This is a genomic window from Mesorhizobium sp. M2A.F.Ca.ET.042.01.1.1 (assembly GCF_003997405.1).
Taxonomy (GTDB): domain Bacteria; phylum Pseudomonadota; class Alphaproteobacteria; order Rhizobiales; family Rhizobiaceae; genus Mesorhizobium.
Window position 1 is genome coordinate 1 of sequence record NZ_RZRX01000248.1, and the last position, 9,386, is coordinate 9,386.

8 protein-coding genes are annotated in these 9,386 nt (G+C 63.8%); all 8 read right to left on the reverse strand.

Features of this window, described 5'->3' with window-relative positions:
* Positions 1-261: 261 nt before the first annotated feature.
* Positions 262-1,389 carry an ATP-dependent RecD-like DNA helicase gene (locus EOA23_RS27725; RefSeq protein ID WP_127306492.1) on the reverse strand — a complete coding sequence of 376 codons (1,128 nt, stop codon included), beginning with the start codon at positions 1,387-1,389 and terminating at the stop codon, positions 262-264.
* Between the two features lie 134 nt (positions 1,390-1,523).
* A complete protein-coding gene (locus tag EOA23_RS27730; protein ID WP_127306493.1) occupies positions 1,524-1,874 on the reverse strand; it encodes a nitrile hydratase accessory protein in 351 nt (116 codons plus the stop codon).
* Positions 1,861-2,520, reverse strand: a complete 660-nt coding sequence (nthB, locus tag EOA23_RS27735) for a nitrile hydratase subunit beta (RefSeq protein WP_127306494.1) — start codon at positions 2,518-2,520, stop codon at positions 1,861-1,863. The genes EOA23_RS27730 and nthB overlap by 14 nt, the downstream gene beginning before the upstream one ends.
* Positions 2,517-3,134 carry a nitrile hydratase subunit alpha gene (nthA, locus tag EOA23_RS27740; protein WP_127306495.1) on the reverse strand — a complete coding sequence of 206 codons (618 nt, stop codon included), beginning with the start codon at positions 3,132-3,134 and terminating at the stop codon, positions 2,517-2,519. The genes nthB and nthA overlap by 4 nt, the downstream gene beginning before the upstream one ends.
* Before the next feature lie 145 nt (positions 3,135-3,279).
* Positions 3,280-6,429, reverse strand: coding sequence for an efflux RND transporter permease subunit (locus EOA23_RS27745; RefSeq protein WP_127306496.1), 3,150 nt, complete (start codon positions 6,427-6,429; stop codon positions 3,280-3,282).
* The gene (locus tag EOA23_RS27750; protein WP_127306497.1) at positions 6,426-7,727 is read right to left on the reverse strand and encodes an efflux RND transporter periplasmic adaptor subunit; all 1,302 of its coding nucleotides are present in this window, start codon (positions 7,725-7,727) and stop codon (positions 6,426-6,428) included. Before EOA23_RS27750 ends, EOA23_RS27745 begins: the two co-directional genes overlap by 4 nt.
* A 280-nt stretch (positions 7,728-8,007) precedes the next feature.
* Complete coding sequence (gene ilvN, locus EOA23_RS27755) at positions 8,008-8,580, reverse strand: acetolactate synthase small subunit (protein ID WP_042644054.1); 573 nt, start codon at positions 8,578-8,580, stop codon at positions 8,008-8,010.
* Positions 8,581-8,662: 82 nt separating this feature from the next.
* Positions 8,663-9,386 (reverse strand): thiamine pyrophosphate-dependent enzyme (locus tag EOA23_RS27760; protein WP_245474362.1); only part of this gene is annotated, 724 nt, incomplete at its 5' end.

Sequence of the window (9,386 nt, forward strand, 5' to 3'; positions counted from 1 at the left end):
GACTTGGAAGCCCCGCAGCGGTCCAGAATTCTGCACCGTTGCACACTTCGGTCCAGGTAACGGCATGGATTCCAGGGTCTGCGCGCGTCGCTTCGCTCCTTGCTCCGCCCTGGAATGACGAGGTTCATGCGCCTCCAGCTCATCGCCAACGTTTGCGCTGACTACCCAGCGGACGTTGATAGCCTTGCCCTTAAAGCCTGCAATCTTTCAAAGTCACTGTGTTGAGGAACTAGGCCAGCCTCACCTGAACTCCTAACCTCCCTAGCGCACCACCGTCAGCCGCTCGGCGGCGCGGGTGATTGCCGTATAGAGCCAGCGCTGCCGTGTCTCCTTGAAGGCCCAGCTCTCGTCGAACAGCACGACGTCGTTCCACTGCGAGCCCTGCGCCTTGTGCACGGTCAGCGCGTAGCCATAGTCGAAATCGTCGAAACGCTTCTTCTGCTGCCACGGGATTTCCGCGTCGGGATCCTCGAACGCCGCCTTGAGCAGCTTGATCTTGGCGACGCCGCGGTCGGGATCGTCCTCCTCCGGCGAGACCAGAAGGTTGATGCCGGGCTTCACCGTCTCGCGCGACGAGGTCATCACCTTCCACAGCGAGCCGTTGAGCAGGCCCTTGGCAGGGTCGTTGCGCAGGCAGACCAGCTTGTCGCCGGCCTGCGGAAAGTCGGCGTCGAACCCTTTCAGTTCGCGCAATCTTTGATTGTAGCGCCGGCGCGTGCGGTTGGTGCCGACCAGCACCTGGTCGGCCTTGAGCACCAGGTCCTGGTTGACTGCTTCCCTGCCGATCACCTGCGCCGTGCCATAATCGCCATGCATGAATTCCCGGCCTTCGCGCACGTCGAGCGCGAGCCGGATGATCGGGTTGTCGCGCGCCTGGCGGTGGATCTCGGTCAGCAGCACATCCGGCTCGTGTTCGGTGAAGAAGCCGCCGCCCGAGATCGGCGGCAGCTGCGCCGGATCGCCAAGCACCAGGATCGGCGTGCCGAAACTCTGCAGGTCGCGGCCGAGCTGCTCGTCGACCATCGAGCATTCGTCGATGACGACGAGCTTGGCGCGCGAAATCGGGCTTTGCCGGTTGAGCGAGAAGGTCGGCGACATCGAGGTCTTGCCGGTCACCTCGTCCTCGACCGATTCCTCACCCTTCGGTCTATAGATCAGCGAATGGATGGTGCGGGCGTTTGTCGCCCCCTTTGAGCGCAGCACCTGCGCCGCCTTGCCGGTGAAGGCGGCGAACTGCACCTGGCCGTCGACATGCTCGGCAAAATAGCGCGCCAGCGTCGTCTTGCCGGTGCCGGCATAGCCGAACAGCCGAAAGACCTGCGGCCGGCCCTCTTTGAGCCAGCGCCCGACCGCTTTCAAAGCCTCGTCCTGTTGGGGAGAAAATTCCATCAGTGCGACAGACCGGATTCGCAAGCGAAAGACAAGATTGGCCGCAATACCGACCGTTGTCGGAGCAATCGCCAACGCATCCGACAACTCAGGCTATCAGCCGTAAACCGGAACGTAAAGAGAACAAAGACGATCTATCTGCCGGCGCCCGGATCATTCTCCAGCAGGATCGGCTTGCCGTGCGGCGTTGCATGCGCGGCGCGTTCCCATGCGGCGGCGAGTTCATCGACCTCCCGCTTGCCGGCGACACCCTTCCGGGACAGAAGCTTCTCTAGCGCCGCCAGCCAATGCTCGTAGTAGTCATGCCCGTCGCTTGCGACGTCAGGCTTCTTGACCTCGACCGACAGTGCATCGGCCCATTCGCTCCACGAAAACAGGCCTTTGCCGTGCAGCGCAACGGTCAGGGCGAAGGCTTCGGCCTGCCATGGCTCGGCGAAGACCGGCTCGTCGAAGCCCGCCGGCAACTTGGCCTCATGCCGGCTCAAGATAGCTCTCCCAGGCATCGATCGAGATGCTGAGCGTCGGATCGGCGCCCTCGCCCCAGATTTCGGCTCCGTCGAACACCACGGTATAGACCCATTGCGGGTTCTCGCCCTTGCCATGCGCATTGCTGTCCGGAAAGACGAAGCCGCCGCGAACGGCCTCGATCCTCCCGGTCTTGTCGCGCGCGTAGCGCGGCAGGCGCGTATGTCCGATCGGGTTGAAATTCTTCGTCCGCACCCGGTCGCCTGCGCGAAAGCACGCCGGGGTAGCGACCGGCCGGTCGCACGGTCCGCCTTTGGCGAGCACCGCCGGCACATCCCCCACCTTCAACACCCTTTTCGGCGTCGCGGCCGCATCGACTGCCTTGCTGGCGGCAAGGTCGCGCTCGGTGACGAAGCCATGGCGCTTCAGCAGTGTTTCCAGCGCCTTGATCCAGATCTGGTAGTAGCTCGACGAATAGTAGTCGGCGGGATGCAGCGATTCCCGGGCATGCCGGCTTTCATCGATATTCCACGCGCCCATGGAGCCGGCGGCGAGCGTCACGCCCAGCGCCCGCCTTTCCCATGCCGCGTGGAAATAAGGCTCGTCCTTCTCGGGCGCGACCGGCCCGAAGCCCATCTGTCCGCCGAGATCCTGCGGTCCGTTCATGCCGGCTCCCCTTCCGGCTCTTTGGCCAGCGCCGTGCCGATCATCGCATCGCGGCTGACCAGCTCGGCGAGCTGCTCCTCGCTCCAGCCCTCAGTGCCTTTCGGCCGCATCGGCACCACGAGATAGCGAAGCTCGGCGGTCGAATCCCAGACGCGGATTTTCTTGGTACTGGGCAGCGTCAGCCCGAATTCCTCCAGCACGCCGCGCGGATCGATCACCGCCCGCGAGCGGTAAGGCGGCGCCTTGTACCAGACCGGCGGCAGGCCGAGCACCGACCATGGATAGCAGGAGCACAGCGTGCAGACGACGAGATTGTGCGTCTCCTCGGTGTTGAACACGGCCTGCATATGCTCGCCCTGGCGGCCGGTATAGGAGAGCGATTCGATCGCGGCGGTCGCGTCGCGCTTGAGCCATTCGGCATAAGCCGGATCGTTCCAGGCCTTCGCCACCACCCGCGCGCCATTGCGCGGGCCGATCTTGGTCTCATAGGTATCGACGATGACGTCGATGGCTGCCGGATCGATCAGGCCTTTCTGGGTCAGGATCGTCTCCAGCGCGCGCACGCGCGCCGCGAACGGATCGAGCTCGTTGTCGTGGTCATGATCGTGGGTCATGCCCCGAGACTAGGATCGGCTGCCGTTGGCCGCAAGCGCGAGGCCTTGGGCCAGTGGAACTGGAGCGGAACTGAGGCTTCGCTCCAGGTTTGTTTTCTGAGGCATGATCTTGTCCGAAAAGCTGCAGCTTTTCGGGATCATGCTCCTACTCGGCCGCCACCTTCTTCGGTTCCGACTCGCCGTCGAACAGCGAGCCCTGCTCGCCGCTCTCCACCACATGCAGCGCCGGCTGGCTCCGTCTCGACGAGAAGCTGAGCAGCCAGCCCGAGAAATTCTCGAAATAGACGTAGATCACCGGCGTCACGAACAGCGTTAACGCCTGCGAGGCGAGCAGGCCGCCGACCACCGCGATGCCGAGCGGCTGGCGCAATTCGGCGCTGGCGCCGGTGCCGAGCGCGATCGGAAAGGTTCCCATCAGCGCGGCCAGCGTCGTCATCATGATCGGCCGGAAACGCATCAGGCAGGCCCTGTGGATGGACTCCTTCGCCGACATGCCCTGTCGCCTCAGCTCCAGCGCGACGTCGACCATCATGATGCCGTTCTTCTTGACGATGCCGATCAGCATCAGGATGCCGATCACCGCGATGACCGAAAGGTCCATGCCGGCGAAGCGCAGCGCCACCACCGCGCCAAGCACCGCTGACGGCAGGCCGGTGAGGATGGTGAGCGGATGGATGAAGCTCTCATAGAGCATGCCGAGCACGATATAGATCGTGAGGATCGCGCCGCCGATCAGCAAGCCCTGATTGGCCAGCGAATCCTGGAAGGTCTTGGCGGTGCCCGCGAAGCTCGTCGAGATCGCCGTCGGCATGCCGATCTGTTCCTTGAGCTGGTCGATGCGGGTCACCGTGTCGCCGAGCGACACGCCCTGCGGCAGGTTGTAGGAGATCGTCACCGCCGGCAGCTGTCCGAGCTGGTTGATCGTCAGGGCGCCGGCCGTGCGGTCGACGCGGGCGAAGGCGCCCAGCGGCACCAGGGTGCCGCTCGACGTCCGCATCTGGATGGCCAGCATGTGTTCCGGCGACCATTCGATCTTGGGGTCGAGCTCGGTGATGACCTCATAGCTGTCGGCCGAACCGAAGATCGTCGAGACCTGGTCGGTGCCGAAGCCGCCGTAAAGCGCGGAGCGCAGCGTGTCGGTGTCGATGCCGAGCTGGGCGGCCTTGTCGCGGTCGATCACGAGCGATGCCTGCAAGGCGTTGTTCTGCAGGTCGCTGGTGACGTCGGTGAACATCGTGTGGTCGGCGGCCATGGCATCATTGAGCTTTTGTGCCCAGACGTCTGTCTGCTTGGTATCGAGCCCCTGAACCACGAGTTGGTAGGCGCTGGCGGACGACCGCGAGCCGAGCCTCAGGTTCTGCACCGGCTGCATATAGGTCTCGATGCCCGGCACGCCGGCCAGCTGGCGCCTCAGATCCGAGAGCACCTTGTCGATGTTGGGGCGCTGGTCCTTGCCCTTGAGCTGGACGAAGAGTTGCCCCTGGTTGAGCGCGTTGTTGCCGCTGCCGGCCGACCAGGCCACATGGTCGACATAGGGCGACTTCGAGAACACGCTGGCCACCTGCCCTTGCAGCTTCGCCATGGCGTCAAAAGAGATGTCCTGGCGCGCCATGGTGGTCACCGATATCTGGCCGATATCCTCCTGCGGAAAGAAGCCCTTCGGCGAAACCTGGATCACCCACACCGACGCCGCGGCGGTGGTGATGAAGACCAGGAAAACCAGGAAGGTGTGGCGCAGGCAGAAGCTCAAGAGCCAGTCATAGATGCGGGTGACGATGTCATGCCTGCCGGCGCTATGCGCCTCGCGATCGGCCTTCGTCACCGACAGCAACCGCGAGCAGAGCATCGGCGTCAGCGTCAGCGAGACGAACATCGAGGCCAGGATGGCGACGGTCACCACGACGGCGAATTCGTTGAAGATGCGGCCGATGACGCCGCCCATCAAAAGCACCGGAATGAACACCGCCACCAGCGAGATCGAGATCGAGATGATGGTGAAGCCGATCTCGCGCGCGCCCTTCAGCGATGCGTCGAAGGCCGACAGCCCGTCCTCTTCCATGTGGCGGAAGATGTTTTCCAGCATGACGATGGCGTCGTCGACGACGAGGCCGACGGCCAAAGTCAGTCCCATCAGCGAGATGTTGTCGATGGAAAAGCCGAACAGGAACATCGCGCCAAGCGTGGCGATCAGCGAGATCGGTACCGCCACCGCCGGGATGATCGTCGCCGTCACCCTGCGCAGGAAGACGAAGATCACCATCACGACGAGCGCGATGGTCAACAGCAGCGTGAACTGAACGTCGTCGACGGCCTGGCGGATCGAGGTCGAGCGGTCGTTGAGCAGCTTGATCTGGGCGGCGGCCGGCATCTGGTCCTGGAAGGACGGCAGCATCGCCTTGACCTTGTCGACGACGTCGACGGTGTTGGCATCGGGCTGGCGCTGCACCGCCATGATGATCGCGCGGGTGCCGTCATACCAGCTCGCCGTTGTCGTGGTCTGCACGGAATCGACGACGCGGGTCACCTCGCCCAGCCGCACCGGATGGCCGTTCTTGGTGGCGATGATGAGGTTGGAGAAGCCGGCGGCGTTGGTCAGCTGCGTGTTGGCGGTGATCGTCAACTGCTGCTTGTTGTTCTGCAGCACGCCGAGCGGCGTGTTGCTGTTGGCCGAGGCGATCGCCGCCTGCAGTTGATCGATGGAGATGCCACGCGCGGCAAGCGCGGACGGATCGATCTGGATGCGCACGGCGTATTTCTGCTGGCCGAAGATCGACACCTGGGCCACGCCGTCGATGGTCGACAGCGAAGGCGAGATGACGTTTTCCGCGAAGGCGTCGAGATCGGTCAGCGGGACCGTGTCGCTGACCAGCGACATCAGAAGGATCGGCGCGTCGGCCGGATTGACCTTGCGATAGCTGGGTGGCGAGGTCATTTCCGGCGGCAGCGATCTTTGCGTTCGCGCGATCGCCGCCTGCACGTCGGCGGCGGCGGCATCGATGTCGCGGTTCAGCACGAACTGGATGGCGATCGAGGTCTGGCCGAGCGAATTGGTGGTCGAGATCGAATCGATGCCGGCGATCGTCGCGAATTGCTTGATCAGGGGCGTCGCCACCGATGTCGCCATCGTCTCCGGCGACGCGCCGGGCAGGCTGGCCGAAACATTGACCACCGGAAACTCGGCGCTCGGCAGCGCCGCCACCGGCAGGAACTTATAGGCAAAAATACCGCCCAGGATGAGGGCGAACGACATCAGCAGCGTTGCGACGGGCCTGCGAATGCAGAATTCGGAGATCATTGGGCAGCCCCGCCGGCCTTGTCTGCCTCCGCGACCTTCGGTGACGCCTGGTCACCGGATCCGGCCGCCTTGCCTTCATGCACCGCCGCGCCGTTCTTCAACCGTGTCTGGCCCTCCACGACGACCTTCTCGCCGCTCTTGAGGCCATCGCTGATGGCGCTGTTCTGGCCCTCCGTCAGCGCCACCTGCACCGGACGCATCTCCACCGTGTTGTCCGGCTTGACGACATAGACGAAGGGGCCCTTCTGGCTGGGCTGCACCGCGACCGTCGGAACCGAGGTCATGTGCGGCATCGTGCCGGCATCGAGCACCACGTTCACATATTGCCCCGGCCACAGCGAAAGATCCGGGTTGGGTATGCTCGCCCGCGTGGCGATGGTGCCGGAAGCGGTATCGACGCTGGAATCGACGAAGTCGAGCGTGCCCTTGCCGATGGGCGTGGGGTCACCGTCCTTGGTCAGCGTCACGTTGCCTTGCTGCGGGTCGGCGAGCGCCTTGTGCAAAAGGGCGAGGTTGCTTTCCGGCAGCGTGAAATTCACCTGCAGCGGGTCCATCTGCGTGATGGTGACCAGCGGCGTCGAACTGCTTGAGCTGCCATTGCTGGTGGTGACGAGATCGCCGACCGACACGTTGACGGCGCCGAGCCGGCCCGAGATCGGCGCCGTGATGGTGGCGTAGCTCAATTGCACGGTATCGGCGTCGATCGTCGCCTTGTCGGCATCGATGGTCGCGGCCGCGGCTTTCTGCGCGGCCAGCGCCTGGTCGTAGGTCTGCTGCGTGCCGGCCTGCTTGGCGACAAGATCCTTGGCGCGCTGCAGGTCGGCCTGGGCGCTCACCAGCATCGCCTGGTCCTTGGCGAGCGTCGCCTGATCCTTGGCCAGTTGCGCCTTCAGCGCGCGATCATCGAGCGAAATGAGCAGATCGCCAGCCTTGACCATCTGCCCGTCCTTGACCGCAATCGACACGATCTGGCTGGAAACACGGGCATTTATGTTGACCACCTCCGGTGACGAGACGAAGCCGATGGCATAGCGCCGGATCGGGAAATCGGCGGTGGTCGCGACGGCGGAGACGATCGAGGCCGAACGCGGACCGCCGCCTTTCGCATTCTCGCCTTTCGCATTGTCCGAGGCACTGGCCGTCTTGTCGCCGCTCCCCTTCTTGGCGGTGGCGGTCGCGTCAGCCTGCTTGCCAGAAATCAGCTGCTGGACCCTGGTCAGCGTTGTGGGCGAATAATAGAGCCCCGCGGCCGCCAGACAGGCGACCGCAACAGCTGCAAAGGCGATTTTTCCGCGCATCGACAAACAAGCCCTCTACCCGACACGCCGATCCCGGTGGTCCATCCTAGCTCGATCCACGGTCTTTCGCCGCGAATTTCGCCGAATAGATAGGACACGGCTTTGGCGGAAAAGGGCCAAAACGCGGCATTACGAAGATTTAATGTGCACTGCACAATGGTTAGGCAGCCGGGTAACAGGGGATCCGACCGGGCTGTCCACCGATCCGAAAGGCCGCCAAGATGGACGACTGCCGGGCCAGAGAAACGATTGAAGCGGTGCGAGCGATCGCCCGCCTTTCTCACATCCCCTGCGGGCCGCGATTCATCGCGGCGACGCCGGTGCGGCAGATCTCGACCAGGCCAAGCGGCTTCATGATGGCGATGAACTGGTCGAGCTTGGAACCCTTGCCGGTGATCTCGAAGATGAAATGCTCGGTGTTGGCGTCGATGACCGAGGCGCGGAAGGCGTCCGCAAGCCGAAGCGCCTCGACGCGGGCGTCGCCCGTGCCGGCAACCTTGACCAGCGCGAGCTCGCGTTCCAGCGGCCGCTCCTGCCCAAGCTCATGCGAGCGCACGGTCAGGTCCACCACCCGGTGCACCGGCACGATGCGCTCGAGCTGATGCTTGATCTGCTCCATCACATGCGGCGTGCCGCGCGTCACGATGGTGATGCGCGACAGATGCTTCTCGTGCTCGGTCTCGGAAACGGTCAGGCTTTCGATGTTGTAGCCGCGGCCCGAGAAAAGCCCGATGACGCGGGCCAGCACGCCCGGTTCGTTGTCGACCAGCACGGAAAGCGTATGGGTTTCCGGCTTCTCGGTTTCCTTGGCGATGAAGTAGGCCGAGCCGGTGGGCTGAAGCTGTGCGTTCATGACGTGATTCTCGATTTCAGACTTCTGAGCTAATTCTCTGTTTGCGCAGGGCTATTCGCGATAGCCCGCCCTTGACGGCTGCCTACACCAGTTCCCTGCCCTTGGCGTCGATGGCGTTGGCCACCGCCTCGTCGGTCGCCTCGTCCGGCAGAAGCATCTCGTTATGCGCCTTGCCCGACGGGATCATCGGGAAGCAGTTGGCCAAGGTCGCCACGCGGCAGTCGAACAGAACCGGCTTCTTCACCGAGATCATCTCGCGGATCGCGTCGTCGAGCTCGTCCGGCTTGTCGCAGCGAATGCCGTGGCCGCCATACGCCTCCGCCAGCTTGACGAAGTCGGGCATCGCCTCGGTGTAGGAATGCGACAGCCGGTTGCCGTGTAAGAGCTGCTGCCACTGGCGCACCATGCCCATATACTGGTTGTTCAGGATGAAGATCTTGATCGGCGCCTCATACTGCACCGCCGAGCTCATCTCCTGCATTGTCATCTGCACCGAGGCGTCGCCGGCGATGTCGATGACCAGCGCATCCGGATGCGCGATCTGCACGCCGAGCGCCGCCGGCAGGCCATAGCCCATCGTGCCCAGGCCGCCCGACGTCATCCAGCGGTTCGGCTTGTCGAAATGATAGTGCTGCGCCGCCCACATCTGGTGCTGGCCGACCTCGGTGGTGATGTAGGTGTCCATGTCCTTTGTCAGCGCATAGAGCCGCTGGATCGCGTATTGCGGCATGATGACGTCGCTGTTCATCTTGTAGGCCAGCGAATCCCGCGCGCGCCATTTCGCGATCTGCTCCCACCACGGATAG

Excerpts from the sequence above, each read along its gene's own strand:
- nthA (WP_127306495.1), bottom strand. The coding sequence starts at position 3,134 with ATGACCCACGATCATGACCACGACAACGAGCTCGATCCGTTCGCGGCG.
- EOA23_RS27725 (WP_127306492.1), bottom strand. The coding sequence starts at position 1,389 with ATGGAATTTTCTCCCCAACAGGACGAGGCTTTGAAAGCGGTCGGGCGC.
- EOA23_RS27750 (WP_127306497.1), bottom strand. The coding sequence starts at position 7,727 with ATGCGCGGAAAAATCGCCTTTGCAGCTGTTGCGGTCGCCTGTCTGGCG.
- ilvN (WP_042644054.1), bottom strand. The coding sequence starts at position 8,580 with ATGAACGCACAGCTTCAGCCCACCGGCTCGGCCTACTTCATCGCCAAG.
- EOA23_RS27745 (WP_127306496.1), bottom strand. The coding sequence starts at position 6,429 with ATGATCTCCGAATTCTGCATTCGCAGGCCCGTCGCAACGCTGCTGATG.
- nthB (WP_127306494.1), bottom strand. The coding sequence starts at position 2,520 with ATGAACGGACCGCAGGATCTCGGCGGACAGATGGGCTTCGGGCCGGTC.